Annotated in this window: 19 protein-coding genes, 2 tRNA genes, 1 rRNA gene, 1 other RNA gene, 1 pseudogene and 1 other annotated feature (1 of these 25 cut by a window edge); of the genes and pseudogenes, 3 read left to right on the forward strand and 21 right to left on the reverse strand. The window is 45.1% G+C overall.

Annotated elements, in window-relative coordinates; genetic code table 11:
• The 17 genes and pseudogenes from BM003_RS05475 to BM003_RS05555 all read right to left on the reverse strand — a co-directional run.
• A 16S ribosomal RNA gene (locus BM003_RS05475) occupies positions 1 to 210 on the reverse strand; the annotation flags it as partial.
• Positions 211 to 834: 624 nt separating this feature from the next.
• Entirely contained in the window at positions 835 to 1,104 is a 270-nt protein-coding gene (locus BM003_RS05480) for a pro-sigmaK processing inhibitor BofA family protein (RefSeq protein WP_093670936.1), read from the reverse strand.
• A gap of 96 nt (positions 1,105 to 1,200) precedes the next feature.
• Entirely contained in the window at positions 1,201 to 1,419 is a 219-nt protein-coding gene (locus BM003_RS05485; protein ID WP_093670938.1) for a YaaL family protein, read from the reverse strand.
• 54 nt (positions 1,420 to 1,473) lie between these two features.
• Positions 1,474 to 2,070, reverse strand: a complete 597-nt coding sequence (gene recR, locus BM003_RS05490; protein ID WP_093670940.1) for a recombination mediator RecR — start codon at positions 2,068 to 2,070, stop codon at positions 1,474 to 1,476.
• 112 nt (positions 2,071 to 2,182) lie between these two features.
• Positions 2,183 to 2,497: a YbaB/EbfC family nucleoid-associated protein gene (locus BM003_RS05495; protein ID WP_093670942.1), complete on the reverse strand. Its 315-nt coding sequence runs from the start codon at positions 2,495 to 2,497 to the stop codon at positions 2,183 to 2,185.
• Positions 2,498 to 2,518: 21 nt separating this feature from the next.
• Positions 2,519 to 4,219, reverse strand: a complete 1,701-nt coding sequence (dnaX, locus tag BM003_RS05500; RefSeq protein WP_093670944.1) for a DNA polymerase III subunit gamma/tau — start codon at positions 4,217 to 4,219, stop codon at positions 2,519 to 2,521.
• A 160-nt stretch (positions 4,220 to 4,379) separates the two neighbouring features.
• An RNA gene (gene ffs, locus BM003_RS05505) (signal recognition particle sRNA large type) lies at positions 4,380 to 4,646 on the reverse strand.
• A 20-nt stretch (positions 4,647 to 4,666) separates the two neighbouring features.
• Positions 4,667 to 4,760: transfer RNA gene (locus BM003_RS05510), tRNA-Ser, on the reverse strand.
• Positions 4,761 to 5,171: 411 nt separating this feature from the next.
• Positions 5,172 to 5,541, reverse strand: a pseudogene (locus BM003_RS17910) (IS4 family transposase); the annotation flags it as partial.
• Entirely contained in the window at positions 5,541 to 6,023 is a 483-nt protein-coding gene (gene tadA / locus BM003_RS05520) for a tRNA adenosine(34) deaminase TadA (protein WP_093670946.1), read from the reverse strand. The gene tadA and the pseudogene BM003_RS17910, both read right to left, overlap by 1 nt.
• Before the next feature lie 108 nt (positions 6,024 to 6,131).
• Complete coding sequence (gene uraA / locus BM003_RS05525) at positions 6,132 to 7,400, reverse strand: uracil permease (protein WP_093670948.1); 1,269 nt, start codon at positions 7,398 to 7,400, stop codon at positions 6,132 to 6,134.
• A 668-nt stretch (positions 7,401 to 8,068) separates the two neighbouring features.
• Positions 8,069 to 8,710: a Bax inhibitor-1/YccA family protein gene (locus BM003_RS05530; protein ID WP_093670950.1), complete on the reverse strand. Its 642-nt coding sequence runs from the start codon at positions 8,708 to 8,710 to the stop codon at positions 8,069 to 8,071.
• A gap of 203 nt (positions 8,711 to 8,913) precedes the next feature.
• Positions 8,914 to 9,060, reverse strand: coding sequence for a YpzG family protein (locus BM003_RS05535; RefSeq protein WP_093670952.1), 147 nt, complete (start codon positions 9,058 to 9,060; stop codon positions 8,914 to 8,916).
• Positions 9,061 to 9,063: 3 nt separating this feature from the next.
• On the reverse strand, positions 9,064 to 9,207 hold the full coding sequence (gene sspK / locus BM003_RS05540) for a small acid-soluble spore protein K (RefSeq protein WP_425441040.1): 144 nt from the start codon (positions 9,205 to 9,207) through the stop codon (positions 9,064 to 9,066).
• Positions 9,208 to 9,324: 117 nt separating this feature from the next.
• Complete coding sequence (locus BM003_RS05545) at positions 9,325 to 9,837, reverse strand: DUF6241 domain-containing protein (RefSeq protein ID WP_093670956.1); 513 nt, start codon at positions 9,835 to 9,837, stop codon at positions 9,325 to 9,327.
• 118 nt (positions 9,838 to 9,955) lie between these two features.
• Complete coding sequence (clpP, locus tag BM003_RS05550) at positions 9,956 to 10,543, reverse strand: ATP-dependent Clp endopeptidase proteolytic subunit ClpP (RefSeq protein ID WP_093670958.1); 588 nt, start codon at positions 10,541 to 10,543, stop codon at positions 9,956 to 9,958.
• 39 nt (positions 10,544 to 10,582) lie between these two features.
• Positions 10,583 to 11,251: an RNA polymerase sigma factor gene (locus BM003_RS05555; protein ID WP_093670960.1), complete on the reverse strand. Its 669-nt coding sequence runs from the start codon at positions 11,249 to 11,251 to the stop codon at positions 10,583 to 10,585.
• A 346-nt stretch (positions 11,252 to 11,597) separates the two neighbouring features.
• On the opposite strand from BM003_RS05555, the gene BM003_RS05560 reads away from it, so the two are divergent.
• Both BM003_RS05560 and BM003_RS05565 read left to right on the forward strand, forming a co-directional pair.
• The gene (locus BM003_RS05560) at positions 11,598 to 12,035 is read left to right on the forward strand and encodes an NUDIX domain-containing protein (RefSeq protein ID WP_093670962.1); all 438 of its coding nucleotides are present in this window, start codon (positions 11,598 to 11,600) and stop codon (positions 12,033 to 12,035) included.
• Positions 12,036 to 12,182: 147 nt separating this feature from the next.
• On the forward strand, positions 12,183 to 12,620 hold the full coding sequence (locus tag BM003_RS05565) for a hypothetical protein (protein ID WP_093670964.1): 438 nt from the start codon (positions 12,183 to 12,185) through the stop codon (positions 12,618 to 12,620).
• Positions 12,621 to 12,808: 188 nt separating this feature from the next.
• Here the strand turns inward: BM003_RS05565 and BM003_RS05570 are convergent.
• Positions 12,809 to 12,881, reverse strand: a tRNA-Arg gene (locus tag BM003_RS05570).
• Positions 12,882 to 13,021: 140 nt separating this feature from the next.
• Positions 13,022 to 13,222, reverse strand: coding sequence for a cold-shock protein CspD (gene cspD / locus BM003_RS05575; protein ID WP_093670966.1), 201 nt, complete (start codon positions 13,220 to 13,222; stop codon positions 13,022 to 13,024).
• A 444-nt stretch (positions 13,223 to 13,666) separates the two neighbouring features.
• Between cspD and BM003_RS05580 the strand changes: the two genes are divergently transcribed.
• Positions 13,667 to 14,326: a deoxynucleoside kinase gene (locus BM003_RS05580; RefSeq protein WP_093670968.1), complete on the forward strand. Its 660-nt coding sequence runs from the start codon at positions 13,667 to 13,669 to the stop codon at positions 14,324 to 14,326.
• A gap of 392 nt (positions 14,327 to 14,718) precedes the next feature.
• Here BM003_RS05580 and BM003_RS17560 read toward each other — a convergent pair whose 3' ends face one another.
• Positions 14,719 to 14,871, reverse strand: coding sequence for a hypothetical protein (locus tag BM003_RS17560; RefSeq protein ID WP_177184658.1), 153 nt, complete (start codon positions 14,869 to 14,871; stop codon positions 14,719 to 14,721).
• Positions 14,872 to 14,904: 33 nt separating this feature from the next.
• A complete protein-coding gene (gene serS / locus BM003_RS05585) occupies positions 14,905 to 16,191 on the reverse strand; it encodes a serine--tRNA ligase (RefSeq protein ID WP_093670970.1) in 1,287 nt (428 codons plus the stop codon).
• Positions 16,192 to 16,330: 139 nt separating this feature from the next.
• Positions 16,331 to 16,543, reverse strand: a binding site (T-box leader); it runs 14 nt beyond the window's last position.

The following is a 16,543-nucleotide window of genomic DNA, read 5'->3' on the forward strand; positions in this document are numbered from 1 at the left end:
CTTTCAACCCTGCACCATGTGGTGCAGGGGATCATTCGGTATTAGCTGCGGTTTCCCACAGTTATCCCAATCTGACAGGCAGGTTACCCACGTGTTACTCACCCATCCGCCGCTCACATCCGGGAGCAAGCTCCCTTCAATGCGCTCGACTTGCATGTATTAGGCACGCCGCCAGCGTTCGTCCTGAGCCAGGATCAAACTCTCCAAAAAGTGTCTTGCTTTATAACACAGTTTTGTTTCAGTTCCAAAGGAGCGGATCTTCCGCTAAAGTCATGCACGTCCTGTGTATAACGCGGAAGTCACCACATCCTGTGGAAGCTCGTTCATAAGATCCATAGCAATTTGAATTTATCAGGGGTTAAACCCTTTTTAAATCACGCTTGGCTTTTGTTTAGTTTTCAAGGAACATTCTTCGCTGTGCTATTCCCAACAGCAACTTTTAAATAATATCACGTTTCTATCAGGAAGTCAACATCTTTTTTTCGTTGTGTTTCAGCGACAAGAAATATATTAACATAGACTAACTATCTCGTCAACATCTTTTTTTGTGTTCCGAAACACGACAAGAAACATCGTACCATCTGCCGTATAGTTAGTCAATACCCTTTTAGAAAAATATAAAACATCTATTCCATATCTACTATTTTTCTATACTATAGATTAGAAAACTTGGCTTCGCCAAATCTTTTTAATTTGAAACCGCCGTCGCGACGTCCATGAACAGCCTAGTCCTCAGCTTGCCACAGGACGTACGCGTGTTTAGCGAAGCGCCCTTATTGACGGACCACTTATAATTTCTTAAATCTATATACGTTCTTATAGTAAAGCCCCCGCTCATGAGCCCAGCGAGAACTTTATGATAACTAGTGCCGCAATACCGGGGATACCTAGCAACCCGCTGACTGCAGCCGTGGCAAGGTTTATTGGTATGTGCATACTGAAAGATTCTCCAATGACATTCAGCAGAAACAGTAGCAACGCGCCAACAACAAAACGGATCGCCAGCCTGCCAACCCACTTCATAGGATGGAATGAAGCCCCTGCAGCCATGATGATAAGAAATACGATCATTACACCAATAATTAAAAATAAGTAATTACCCAAAAGACATGCCTCCCCACCCAAAGTAATAGAAGATCTAGGTTTATCCCATAGATGTCCTCATTAGTTAAGGTATGAAGGCATGTCCTGTTTAGAACTTTATTCATTCATGAATGATTTTCGCGCGCGAACTTCTTTTAACAAACAAAAATATTTAGCTTCAGCCAGCTTCAACTGATGAAGCACTTCATCAGAAGGATCAATGCTAGCATCGATTACCTTCTTCTTGGTCATCCACTCTGTCTTGCATTGATAAAGAAGGTCAAGAAGTGATTCATTCATCTCTTTACGCAAGGTGCCTTTCTTTCTGCCAAACATCCCCACCATCTCCAATAATCACCTGTTCACTACTACATTAGCTGCAAACTAGAATCAGAGCTCTCTGCGTCCTTCCAACGCCTTAGAGAGCGTTACTTCATCTGCGTATTCCAGATCGCCGCCAACCGGCAGCCCATGAGCGATGCGCGATGTTTTGACACCGATCGGCTTCACTAGACGTGAAATGTACATCGCTGTCGCTTCGCCTTCTACCGTCGGATTCGTCGCGAGAATAATTTCCTTTACATTTTCGTCTTCAAGACGATGGATCAATTCCGCAACCTTAATGTCCTCCGGACCAATACCATCCATGGGCGAAATCACCCCGTGGAGTACATGATACACGCCGTGGTAATCACGCATTTTCTCAAGCGCTACCACGTCCTTTGGATCCTGCACGACGCAGATGGTGGAATGGTCTCTGGAGGAATCGTCGCAAATAGAACATGGATCGTGATCACTGATATTTTGGCAAACTGAACAATAAACTAACTTTCGCTTTACATCAACAAGCGAGCGAGCAAAGTCCATAACGTCTTCTTCATTCATCTCGACTGCAAAGAAAGCGAGGCGCACTGCCGTTTTCGGACCAATGCCTGGAAGCTTCATAAAACTGTCAATCAATTTCGCAATCGGTTCAGGATAGTGCATCACCGATCTCCTTCCGCTCTTTGTCAAAGATCCTCTAATAAATGAACGAACAGCGAGTCCGGTTCATTGGTTTAAGAAATTTGCTGTCTTATCGCTTCAAAATACCGACGGCTTACATGCCCGGAAGATTTAATCCTTGAGTAAATTTGCCTAAACGTTTTGTTGCCAGTTCATCCGCGTGAGCAAACGCATCATTAACAGCGGCAACAATAAGATCCTGCAGCATTTCCACATCATCTGGGTCTACAGCTTCAGGCTTAATGGTTACATCCACGATTTGCTTCTGACCATTCGCCTTAACAGTAACAACTCCGCCCCCGGCCGTACCCTCAACAATTTCATCTTTCAATTTATCCTGGGCTTCAGCCATTTGTTTTTGCATTTTCTGCACTTGACGCATCATGTTGTTCATATTTCCTCGCATCATATCAATCGCCTCCATAATTCATTAATCTTTTATATCAAGCAAATCAGGACCCACAAGCTTTTTCGCCTCTGCGATGATCGGATCTTCTTCCTTCTTCCCGCCGTTATCGTCCTGACTTGATTTTGAGCGTGCAATAAATTCTTTCTTCATTGTTTTCCATGTTTCCTCAGGAATAGGATACATGATTTTTTGTTTCTGAGTCACGTCCTGAACAATGGATTGAACGAGGCCCATTATATTATTCTTATTTTCCATAACCATCTGGCAATGGAAATCATATTTAAAGGCCTGCACAAATCCCTCAGCGGAACTGGCAACCGGCTGGCTTTCCATCATCCAGGCGTGTGCGGCCACATTTTCAGAACGGATTTTTGCCATAACCTTAGCCCAAACGGAGCGCAATTCAACCAATTCCTCTTTGGTCGCGTCAGTAAGCACACGGTTAATATGCGCGGTTGGAATACGCAGAGCTTTGTTTCTTCGCGGCGCACGCGTGTGACTCTGCTCCTGATGCTGTTCTTGCTGATGCACGGGTTGCGGCGCGACAGATAACTGCCGTACTTGCTTTTCAAGGTTGTCTATTCTTTTTTCCAGTGCGGCAGGTACGGAAGCTGTTCCCGCACTGGGATTGCTTAACTCTGACGGCTGACATAATCGAACAACCGCCATCTCAAGTAAAATACGCGGGTGGTTGGTACGCTTCATTTCAATAAATGCGCTATTTAGTTGGTTAATGACCTGAAAAAGCCGTTCAGCAGGCACAGCCTCCGCCTGCTTGCAAAAATCATCATCAACATGAGGGCGGCTCAGCAAATCCTCAAGTTCCGGAGATGTTTTATAAAGCAAAAGATCTCGATAATAAAAAAGCACTTGCTCTATTAGCCTTAGAGGATCTTTGCCTTGATCCAGCAGCTCACCGATCTTTCCAACCGCTCCGGCAGCACCGCCGGCTTCCAGCAAGTCAATCAAATCCCGAACCATGAGGCCCGCAACCATACCCGTCACGTCAAGCACATCTTGAACCGTCACGGTCGCTTCGCTGTAGGCAGCAGTCTGGTCCAATACACTCAGTGCGTCACGCATCCCGCCTTCACTCGCCTTAGCGATCAGCTGAAGCGCTTCATCCTCCGCATCGATTTTCTGATTCTGAACAACAAAACGCAGGCGCTCAAAAATCTCTGATGAAGGGATGCGGCGAAAATCAAATTGTTGGCAACGTGAAATAATCGTAAGCGGTATTTTCTGCGGTTCTGTTGTCGCAAGGATGAACACCGCATGCTCCGGCGGCTCTTCCAAGGTTTTCAACAATGCGTTAAAGGCACCCGTTGACAGCATATGCACTTCATCAATGATATAAACTTTGTAGCGGACTTCACTCGGCGCATATTTTACTTTATCACGAATATCGCGTATTTCATCCACGCCATTGTTTGACGCGGCATCAATTTCGATCACGTCGGCAATGCTTCCGCTGGTAATACCCCGGCAAGCCGCACATTCATTACATGGTTCCGCCACCGGAGCATGTTCACAGTTGATCGCCTTCGCAAAAATCTTAGCGGCGCTCGTTTTTCCTGTTCCGCGTGGTCCGGTGAAGAGGTAAGCGTGAGAAAATTGCTGTTTGGTCAGCGCGTTCTGGAGAGTCTGAGCAATATGCTGCTGCCCGGCAAGATCATGAAACGTTTGGGGCCGATAGACTCTGTAAAGCGCCTGATACGCCATCTTTCTCCTCCTTTCACCGAATACGCTCGGCGTTAATGATATACGTTCATTATAACGGTTACCGTGTTTGAAAGAAACTGCGGCACTATTCTTTCTCCATGAAAAAAACAAGAGCTACCGAAGATCAGCTTCGATAGCTCTTGTTGGTTTATTTTTAACGCCGTGCACCTTTCGTCGATCAAGACATCACGAGCGCTTCTCAAGTCGCCGGCTCAGCCCGGGCAACCCCGCGGCACACGAAAGGTCTCACTTACTGCTGCTTCCTTCCGGACCTGACAGGGTTCATGAGTTTCCGTTGCGCGGGACCCGAACGTCAACACCACGTGCTTAAGGCTGCCTCACAATGTCGAGACCTCGCGAAAGGAATTCAACCTCGCTACAGCGGATTGCGAGTTACAGGGCACCGCTACCTCCCCATCTAGCACGGCTAATTGGATAACAAATTAATGGCGGAGGCGAGAGGATTCGAACCCCCGCGGCGCCGAACGACGCCCTAACTGATTTCGAGTCAGTCCCCTTCAGCCAACTTGGGTACGCCTCCACAGCCAAATACCGTAACGCATAATTTCTCATAACACAACTTAATCCAAATACTGCTTAATTAATCGCTACGACGAAAGTTAGTTTAACATAAAAAGATAAGAGAGGCAAGACAATCGATATTGGTCTATATTATTTCATATCAAAATCGCTGCGTCTTTATCAATACCATTTATACGCTACAAAAAAAGACTTTCTAACTCTTTAAGTTGTAGGGTTTTAGATTTATCTTGTTGAAATCTAATCCAAAACAGACTGGGGTACTACTTGGCCTCATCATCCCTAAATACATCTTCCCAAGAAACGAATTCCATTTTTCCACTCTCAAATTCGTCAATCGCTTTTTTCTCTTCTTCAGTTAATGGCTCGTCATCATAAGGAATTAGTGATTCTTAATCGTTAATATTAATACTCAACTTTCGCACCCTAATTTGGGCAGGTAAATCTTGATATAGTTGGGTAAGCCCTCAATCCATTGTGCTAATTGACTTTTGATTAATTTGTTGATCTATTTGTTTGTCTGCTGAAGCATAGCATCAAAAATTTTGAACAGATCTACGAGCGCTGCAGTCCAGTCTAATTCATCCACTCCATCGCAAAGGTTATAGAACATACTTCGAGTGTGGGATGATCCGTGTGACAGCGATTTTGCCATGATAAGAGGATAAACCGAGAAAAAGCGATGGTCGTATGGCTGATCATTAAATCATAGGATCTGCCTTGAAACTCTTTTTGAAGTTTGGGCAGGAATTTAACTCAATATCCCATCGCATGCCATAAATTATAAATTATCGTTTTTACGTTTCTTCTTTTCTCTCAATGTGCGAAAAAAATCGCTGAGCATCCGGCCGCATCGCTCGCCGAGCACTCCGGCCACGACTTCTGCGCGATGGTTGAAGCGGGGTTCTTGAATCAAATCCATCAGAGTACCGGCGCATCCCGCCTTTGGATCAGCCGCGCCGTACACCAAGCGGTCGATGCGCGAAAGGACTATAGCTCCGGCGCACATCGGGCACGGCTCCAACGTGACATAGAGCGTGCAGCCGGACAAACGCCATGTGCCGAGCTTTCGACTTGCCGATTCAATCGCCATCAATTCGGCATGCGCGGTTGGCTGCTGAAGCTGTTCGCGTCGGTTGTACCCGCGCGCGATCACTTCGCCGCCCTGCACGATCACCGCACCGATCGGCACCTCGCCGATTTCTTCCGCTTTCCTTGCTTCAGCAATTGCAAGTTCCATAAACCGTTCATCCTCTAAGCACATGGACACCCCTCCTGTCTGAACAGCAGTATACCGAATGATGCCGCAGAATTCAATGTAAAAAGAGACACCCCCACCAGGAGAGTGCCTCTCTTAATAACAATAACAAGATTATTCTTCTTCATTAGATAAATGCAGTTTGTTAATCAATGCGAAGAACAGACTGAGCAGTACGCCAACAATCGTTGCAAGACCCATGCCCTTAAGCGCAACCGGTCCGAGATTGATCGTTGCACCGCTGATTCCGGTCGCAAAAATCACAGTGCTTAGAATCATGTTTTGCGCCTTGGCAAAATCAACCTGCTTCTCCACGAAAATACGGAAACCGTTGGAAGCAATGACACCGAAGAGCATCAGTGAAATGCCGCCCATGACTGCTGGTGGAATGGTTGAAATCAACGCTGACAGTTTGCCGACAAACGACAGCACCACAGCGATCACCGCTGCGCCACCGATAATCCATGTCGAATAGACACGCGTAATGGCTAGGACGCCAATATTTTCACCATAGGTCGTGTTCGGTGTCGCGCCTACAAAGCCTGAAATGATGGTTGAAATACCATTTCCTAACATAGAACGGTCAAGACCCGGATCCTTCATTAAATCCTTACCAACAATATTGCCTGTCACGATCAGATGGCCGATATGCTCTGCAATGACCACGAGCGCTGCCGGAAGGATCACCGCGATTGCCGACCAATCAAATTCAGGACGATAAAAGGTCGGCAATGAGAACCAGTGAGCATCAAGTACCGGTTGGAATTTTACGAGACCGGCAAATGCCGCAATAATATAGCCGCCAATAATGCCGATCAAGATCGGAATGATCTTCAGAAAACCGCGGAACAGCACCCAGCCGAGCAGTGTAATCGCCAACGTTAGAAGTGACGTGGTGATCGTTGCTGCATCCGGCGCCCATTTCGGCGTGCCGTTGCTGATCAGGCCCGCGCTTTGCGCCGCGACCGGAATTAATTCCAATCCGATAATAGCGACAATCGAACCCATCGTCACGGGTGGAAAGACAATATCCAGCCAGCCTGTGCCGGCAACTTTAATAATGAATGATACCAGGATAAATACCACACCAACCGCGATGAAGCCGCCGAGTGCCGCCTCATAACCACCGTTCCCCAACACATAGAGCACCGGGGAGATAAATGCGAAGCTTGAACCCAGATAAGCCGGGATTTTTCCGCGGCAAATCGCTAGATAAAGTAAGGTGCCGATTCCGTTCATCAACAGAATGGTTGCCGGATCAACCTTAAAAATAAGCGGTACAAGGACCGTAGAACCGAACATTGCGAATAAGTGCTGCAAACTCAAAGGAATACTTTCAATCAAAGGAAGCTTTTCGTTCGTTTGAACGATACGTCCTGCCACGTGCATCTCCTCCATATGTATGTTTGTCCATCTTGTCTAGTATAACGAAAGTGCCTAATCTCGTAAAAGAAAAAATAGCCGTTTCTAAAAAAATAAGAAAAACCGGGCAAAAAGCGCACGGTTCTTACTTCCGCAGGATGCAGTGACTTTCGCGTTGCTTGCAGGACGTACTTTCACAGGATGTGATGGCTTTCGCATTGCGTACAGGACATACGCGTGCTTAGCGAAAGATCCTTACATACGAAAGTTCCTTTGCTCCAAATGCCGTTTTGAATCATCAACCTTGTACTTGAACAAACATTTCTGTTTCATTAAGCATTCTGGTCCCTCATTAAGTAACGAGCAAAATAGGCGGAAATCTTCCGGTTATATGCATCATTACGCTTGTTTCACAGATACATAAGGGTAATTTTTCCGCTTATGCACAGAAAAACCCTCCATTTTCACGTTTTCGATTCGATAAGCGGAATTTCTCCGTCTATTCAAGCAATTTTTTCATTCATTTTCTAATTAAGCGGAATTTTTCCGTTTATTTCTCAGATTGGGCGCTTACCTGATCGCTCAATCGAATCTTATGACCTTATCGTACCTGCAAGGCAAAACGCTATACTTTTTTTACTTGCAAAAAAAGAGACGCCGCAGCGCCTCCTTTGTATCTGAATAAGATTTTAGTTTTTCGATCCGATACCGATAAACTGCAGAATGTACAGAAACAGGTTGATGAAGTCCAAATAGATGGATACAACAATCATCGGAATATCTTCATCCGAAAACCCGTGCACCGTCAACCGGCTGAAATCAAATAACGTATACCCGACGAAAATGAGAATGCCGAGTCCTGAATAAATCTGCGCCGTCATGCTTGATACCGGGAAAAAAGCACTGAACAACGAAACAACAATCAGCGCAATTAAACCGACAAACAGAAACCCGCCGAGAAACGAGAAATCGCGTTTACTTACCATCGCATAGACCGCAATAGCGCCAAATGATACCGTTGTTACTGCGAATGCCTGCATCACGAGTGACGCGCCAAGCAAGCTTACATAGTAGCCAATTGCCGTGTATAGGGTGATGCCCGAGATGAACATAAACCCGTACATCAGGAGATAGCCGACCGCTTTACGTTTTCTCACAAACATCATCATGAAAATCATGCCGATTTCCAGAATCCACAGCGGCAAACGCAACGCATCAGAGACATATTGTCCAAAATAAAGACCTATTGTCGTTACCAGCAGTCCGGAAAAAAATGCTGCAAACAATTTCGAGTACGGTTTACGAACCGCATGTGATGCAAATTCAACCATGAACGCTCATCCTCCTTAAAGGCTTGTAATATACATACGTCTGATTTTCATCAAAAGTTTCCGTTGTCCACTTATCTTTATGCAAACATAAACGAATTTAAAAGGCTTACATCCATTATACAAATAAATTTTAAAAAATCAAAAATCAGAAGAAAAGACGGCCCCTTTTTAGAGAGCCGCCTTCCTCACCTTTTGACCCGGTTTTACTTTTGGTGACGCCTTGCATTAACCTCAAGAATTTTTCCTGATTGTGTCTGCTGCGTTTCGCCGTTCACTTGATTCGGCGAATGTTTGGCATGAGATGTGCCGAAACGCTTGATCATTTCATCGGTTCTGCCCGGCTCTTTCACCTGTCATCCCTCCGTATGATCGTGATGACGCTGCTTATCATGTGCAGAAAACATCCGTTCACCGGGGCGGGTATTTATGCTCCCGTCCGGACGCTTCGATGCGTGCGAAGGATCCGCCGCCGGCCAAAGTTCTTCTTCTTTCTGCACACTGTATCGTGTTCCCGGCTTATCCACCAAGGTCAAAACCTCCTTTTCAAAAGGTGGTCTTATTATGTGCGGCATCGCTTTTTCTATTCAAAAAAATGGAGCAATTTTTCACGTGATTTACTTTTTACTCCGCGCTTCTATGTAACGCTTCTCCTCTGCAGGAGACAACAGGCCTGTAGCCTTTCCGATCGTTCCGCCCTGCAGCTTCCATACTGCATTATGATCCTGATCCACTTTGGAGAAATCACCCTTCTTCCAGCGTTTTAAAATCGCTTGGTACGTCTTTTCATAGGTAAATTTATTCTGATCCAGCGCGCGGTACAGCCAATCAACTCGATTTTGCGTGATTCGAATGTAGCCCCATTTCTGATCGGCCTTAACCTTTTGATGCGCCATTTCATGGATGAACAGCTGCATGTCGTCATCGGTCAGGTCATTGATTTTTTTATCCTCACCAAACGGATTTTTCTTGTCACTAGGATCCGCCTGGTTGATTTTTTCAATCATTTTCTCTGCCGTCTGCTGACGTAATTCGTTATGCTGCTGTTTCTGATAAAAGAGATAACCTGCTCCGCCAATAATAGCAAAGATGATCAGGCATCCCAGGATTATAAAAATAGCCCTTTTCATGTCGCGTTCCCCCCATGTTTAGGGTACTTGAGATCAGCATGATGTACAAGAATAAAACAGAAAATACTGGAAATAAAAAAGCCCGGCGCATTGTGACACGCCAGACCGAATGACTTCTTTACAATTTTTTAATGATTTTATCGATGAAGCCGTACTCCTTCGCTTGTTCAGCCGTTAGGAAGTTGTCGCGATCCGTGTCCTTCAGGATCTGTTCGTAGCTCCGGTTCGATGTCTCCGAAAGAATCTTGTTCAACTTTTCTTTCGTTTTCAAAATGTGTCGCGCACTGATTTCGATATCACTTGCCTGACCCTGCGCGCCACCGAGCGGCTGATGAATCATCACTTCGCCGTTTGGAAGCGAAAGACGTTTGCCTTTTGTTCCCGATGTCAGGATGATTGAGGCCATTGACGCAGCCATGCCAACACAAATCGTCTGAATGTCCGGCTTAATAAAATTCATCGTGTCTAGAATTGCAAAGCCGGCAGACACCGAGCCGCCTGGACTGTTGACGTAAATGGAGATATCCTTTTCCGAATCCTCAGAGGCTAAGAAAAGCAGCTGTGCAACAATGCTATTAGCAACTTCATCGTTGATCTCCGAACCAAGAAAAATGACACGGTCTTTCAGCAAACGCGAGTAAATATCGTAGGAACGTTCCCCGCGGCTGGATTGTTCAATGACATATGGAATAAAAAATGACGACACAGTAATTCCTCCCTGTAATTCGATTCAATTATTTTATTTTTAAGCAGCCAGCCGGCAGGTAATGCCAGAGCCGCCGAAACCTGATTTACGCGCATTATACAGGCGCGTTTCCTCATGATAAAGGGTAAGCAGCTGATCCGGATCACCGCTTTGAAAAGCACTGATGTAACGCGCCAAACGCCGCTCACCAGGATGCGCGTCCAAGCTCGGCTGATGGGATGCAACGCACCTTTTCGCTCGATGATAAATGACACGCACATTACCCTCAGTCTCTCCCAATCGCTTGGCGACTTCAGATGCGGTCAGTCCCAAACCAGCCTGCATTAAGTATACCAGTCTTTGCCTTGCATTTAACTTTTCAAGCACGATTTTCATCGCTGCAGCGAAATGGTCGCTTGTGTTCTTTTCGTCACTGCGCCCAGCGACATCATCAAATGATTCCTGAGTCTCTTCCGTCACGCGCACTTTTCGGTGATCGTCAATCCATGTGTTTGAGATGATGCGAAAGACATACGCCTTCGTGAGCGGCCGTGTCTCGCGCTCCTGCCACGCCTTGAAACATTTCATCATCGCGCGCTGAAAAAGGTCGTCGCCATCCCAAGTATTCCCCGCAAGTCTTACGCACTGCCTGCGCATCATCGTCATATACGGACGAATGCGCTGCGCAAATGCATCATCCCGAGCTTGATTTTCCAATTGGCTGTTCAATCTGCTGCCTCCTCCTTTGCCTTTATATCTGTATAAACGAAAAAGTCGCTTTAAATGTTACACGTCGATTATTTGATCAATAGCCGCCCACTACTCGTCAATAATGTACTTCGTGAAGCCCTCAGAAAATTCCTCTAACCAATTACCCGCTGCGTCAAGCCCAAGTGAGAAACAACGAGCCTGATCCTCCCGTGACAACAGCCGTCACCTTTGTCATTCTCATGCCCCCTCCGTCGAAGGCTGACCAATAAATTACTTTTGACTGTAACAAACTTAAGAAAGACATTCAAGAAAAGCGACACTGCCATATAATGAAGAAAAAAAGAAGTATGATCGGAGGAATTCGATGTTTCTTGTCATCGTTGAGGCCGCCATTTATCATGAAGGACGCTGGCTGATTATTAAACGCAGCGAAAGAGAAAAACACGCTGCCGGATTGCTTGCGCTCGTCGGCGGAAAAGTGGATCTGAATGATCACCCGAATGATATTTTAGAACATGCGCTGCGCCGCGAAATTAAAGAAGAAATTGCGATTGATGTAGGTGAGCTCACGTACGTAAAAAGCGCCTCGTTTCTCCTTCCCGAAGGACGATGCGCGCTTGAGGCAATCTTTTTATGTAGTCCGAAATCCGGCATACCGCATGCCGTCAGTGCCGATGAAATCGCCGAATTTTACTGGTTGACAACCGAAGAGGTTCTAAGCCATCCCAAAGCGCCTGACTATCTCAAGGATCAAATCGTACAAGCAGAGCGCGTGCTTCGAAACATTCAGGCTTCAAAATAAAATTGAATTTCATCCTCGCTTAATGACTCATAAAAAAAACTTATAAGCATCATCAATAAAATTGTGTACATTTTGTGTAGATTTTTTGTCAAAAATGTGATAACGTTTGTGACATTGAAATCCATTAGAGTGAGGCCTTCATTAAACATGAAAAGTACTTTTTTCAGTAAACGTATAGGTATTGCAGTTTTAGTAGCAGCCGCTCTTGTCATTGCAAGTTTGGCCACTTACGGAGAAGTGATTGACTACAAGGCAACGCAGAGTATTGAGACGGAACAATCCGTTCATTCGTATTCCTTTCGAAGCAATCGAACGATCTTATTACATTTAACTAATGGTTACGTGATTCATTTAGATTTAAGTTCTGTTCCCCTAAATGTTCAGCTGGGAAACAAGAACACACTCCATCGCTTTCCCGGCCATTTTTCTAAATATGGAACAGCGAACGATCACGGATACGTTTTAACGTTGACACCAAAAGAATATAAGTCGTTTAATCAAGACTTTTTAAATAATTATGGCGAAGCCGGCATGTTCATTCATAAAAAGCAAGAAGCTTCCGAGCTGGTTTATATATCCCTTTGATCCTTTTGAAAAACCATTTTGAAAATACCTAAAACAAAAGCGCCCGATTAGGAGCGCTTTTGTTTTAGACAACTGAATTCTTCATACCCATGCAAAAAACGCATATTTCGGTATCAACAATCAAGTTAATCAACATAAGGGGTCTCAGCCAAACGGCTGAAACCCTTGATAGTAAAGCATTTACATTATGGCCCTGGCAGGAATCGAACCTGCGACGCACGGTTTAGGAAACCGACGCTCTATCCACTGAGCTACAGAGCCGCAGCTCGCACAATTTTTGCGACATAGTGTATTATACAGAAAAAGAGAGGGTTTGAACAGGGCATTGCCCTTTGAGCCACAAATAAAAGCAGCCCTTTTTTAGAGAGGACTGCTTCCGCATCATCGGTTATGGCCGAAGATCACAGTTTTGTAACGTTTGCTGCCTGAGGTCCGCGGTTACCTTCAACAATTTCGAAGCTAACTTCTTGACCTTCTTCAAGCGTTTTGAAACCGTCGCCTTCGATTGCAGAATAGTGTACGAATACATCATTTCCGCCATCAACTTCAATGAAACCGTAGCCTTTTTCTGCGTTGAACCATTTTACTTTACCGTTTTGCATGTGTAACTGCCTCCCTAAAACGTTGCGCTGCCCGCGCGTGAACTAAAACCATCCACCATTTAACAACAAAAACATGTACATAAAAAACAGACCTTTCCAGAAGTAAAAACTACTACACTTCTAGGAAGGGTCTTCATTCTTACATCCAGATCTTATATTAAGTAGTAAAATGGTTTATTACAATATAGCACAATACCCATATAGTGTCAATAAAATCGCAAGTTTGTAAACGGATTCTTCCTTGGTATATCAACATTTCTCTGTCAAGTTCACAAATCGGAAACGATACATTAATAATCGACTTTTTTCTCTTTTTTTATACATGAATCTACAATCTTTTTCGATCTTCTCCACTTTTTTTTCTGCTTTTAAGGTGATACACTGAATAAATAAATCGTATATGTGTTCTTATTTTCAAATGTATTTAATGAAAGGACGTCAACAATGATCGAATCTGCACCACCATCAAATAAATTAATCTCTGTCGCCGGTATGGTTGGCATTGGAAAAACAACTTTTGCCACAGCCATAGCAAACCGCTTGAACTATCGCACATCCTTTGAAAAGGTGGACGGAAATCCCTATCTTGATTTATTTTATAAGGATTTTGAACGCTGGGCATTTCATTTGCAAATTTTCTTTCTCGGCGAACGTTTTAAAGAAACACAAAAGATCGCGACAAGTACCGATAACTTTATTCAAGATCGCTCAATCTATGAAGACACCGGAATCTTTGCGAAGATGCACCACGAAAAAGGAACGATGTCTGATGCAGATTACCAAACCTACTCCAGCCTTTTTCAGGCGATGGTGATGACGCCTTATTTCCGCCATCCCAATTTACTGATCTATCTTCACGGCTCTTTGGACGCGACTGTTAATCGAATTTGCCAGCGCGGACGTGGTTTGGAAAAGGAAACTCCCCGCAGTTATTGGCGGGAAATGTTTGACCGCTATGAACAATGGATCAGCCACTTCTCCATTTGTCCGGTCTTAAAAATTAATATCGACGACTATGATGTGGTCAACGATCCTGGTTCAGCGGATGCGATTGCGATGCACATTCAGCAACTGTTGAACGAAACGGCAGATTGTAGTTGCTAATAGAGGGTGTTCAAAAAGTCCGGGAAAAAGGCAATGAGGATCTTCTGCTAACAGCATGCACGTCCTGTGCAAAACGCAGAAGTCACCGCATCCTGCGGAAGTTCTGTGTCAGCTTGTTTCTCCGCTCCTCACGTATCAACAGGGGAACTTCAACTAATACCATGCACGTCCTTGTGCACAACGTTGAAGTCATCACGTCCTGTGAAAGTACGCGCGGGTAGCTCGAAACTGCGCTTCCTTGATCTTCGACGCTCACGACGAGCTAGTGTCAGGCATGCCACAGGACGTGGCGATTTGCCTGACCTCGGCTCTTTTTGTCCTCCTTTTTGAACAGACTCTAATAGTGAAAACGCGCAGGCACGAGTTTATATCTCGCGCCTGCGCGTTTTTTGTTAGTTCTTATCTTCTTCACTTGTATTCTGTTTTGCTTCTCGATCTTCTTCATCTTTGGATGCTTTAGGTTTGCCGGGATTTAACGAGATACCCAGATCGTCAATCATCTTTGTCAGTCTTGCGTCATTGTTCACTTTCTGATGAAAAGGCATGGCGCACCTCCTATGAATTTGATCGAAATGAACTTAGTCCTTCGGTGTGATTCGTTCCAAATTCTTCATATACGGACGAAGTGCTTCAGGAATAATCACGCTGCCATCTTCTTGCTGATAATTTTCCAGAATAGCCGCAACCGTACGGCCAACAGCAAGACCAGAACCATTGAGCGTATGCACAAATTCAGGCTTCGCCTTTGGCCCACGCCTGAAGCGGATGTTCGCGCGGCGCGCTTGGAAATCCTCAAAATTACTGCAAGAAGAAATTTCTCTGTACGTATTTTGACTAGGAATCCACACCTCAAGATCGTACTTTTTCGCAGCCGTAAATCCTAAATCACCAGTACAAATTGCAATCACACGATAAGGCAAGTTGAGTAAACGCAGCACTTCCTCAGCATGCCCGGTCAATTTTTCCAGTTCGCTGTAAGAGTCTTCTGGCTTTACAAATCGAACAAGCTCAACCTTATTGAATTGGTGCTGACGGATAATACCACGTGTGTCGCGTCCCGCGGATCCGGCTTCAGAACGGAAACATGCGCTGTACGCCGCAAAAGCGATAGGCAATTGATCGCCGCTTAAAATCTCATCACGATAATAATTTGTAACGGGAACTTCGGCTGTTGGGATCAAGAAATAATCCCGATCATCAGCAATTTTAAAGGCGTCTTCTTCAAATTTCGGTAACTGACCGGTACCGGTCATGCTCGCCCGATTTACCATGTAAGGCGGCATGATCGCCTCATAACCATGCTGATCCTCGTGCAGATCAAGCATGAAGCTGATTAGTGCGCGTTCCAGACGGACACCCAATCCTTTGTAAAAGACAAATCTGCTGCCGGTTACTTTCGCAGCGCGCTCAAAGTCAAGAATATCCAAATTGGTGGCAAGATCCCAGTGCGCTTTTGGTTCATAGGCAAATTTGGGAGTCTCACCCCAAAAACGAATCGGTTTGTTATCGTCTTCACCGGCACCCACCGGAACTGTTTCATGTGGAACATTTGGAATGGACAGCATAACTTGCTTCAATTCTTCTTCAATTTGACTGAGCTCACTGTCCATTTCCTTGATGCTGGCACTGACCTCTCGCATTGAAGTGATCAGCTCCTGTGCATCTTCCTTGGCGCGTTTTTTGGCTGCAACTTGTGCGGACACTTCATTGCGTTTCGCCTTCAGTACTTCCGTTTGACTGATCAATTCACGGCGCTTGTTGTCCAAGTCGGGAAAACGCTGAAAATCGCTGAGATCTTCACCTCTTTTATTTAATTTTCCCTTGATTTCATCATAATGATCTCGCAATCTTTTCATGTCGAGCATTGCTTTTCTGCCTCCTAAACTGGGCGAAGCCACGTCTTTGACACCGGCTAGCCATAGTTCTCCTTAAACTGATACCGCTAATCCTTCATTTTTGTACATTATTATTTGTATAAAAATAGAAAATCCCGTCCCCTGTAATGATAGGGACGAGATGTAACCCGCGTTGCCACCCAAATTGCCGGCACGATGTTCAACGGTCTTGCCGGCCGCTTTAGTCATTGATAACGGTAATGATCCGTGTGATCAGCCCGCAGACTGATCCAAACTCTCAAGGATGGATTCGCATTTGATCCTTCACCGCTTTCCACCAAACGCGGCTCTCTATTTAAGGAAACAAATACTACTTTTTCCT

This window comes from Sporolactobacillus nakayamae (assembly GCF_900113325.1).
Taxonomy (GTDB): domain Bacteria; phylum Bacillota; class Bacilli; order Bacillales; family Sporolactobacillaceae; genus Sporolactobacillus; species Sporolactobacillus nakayamae.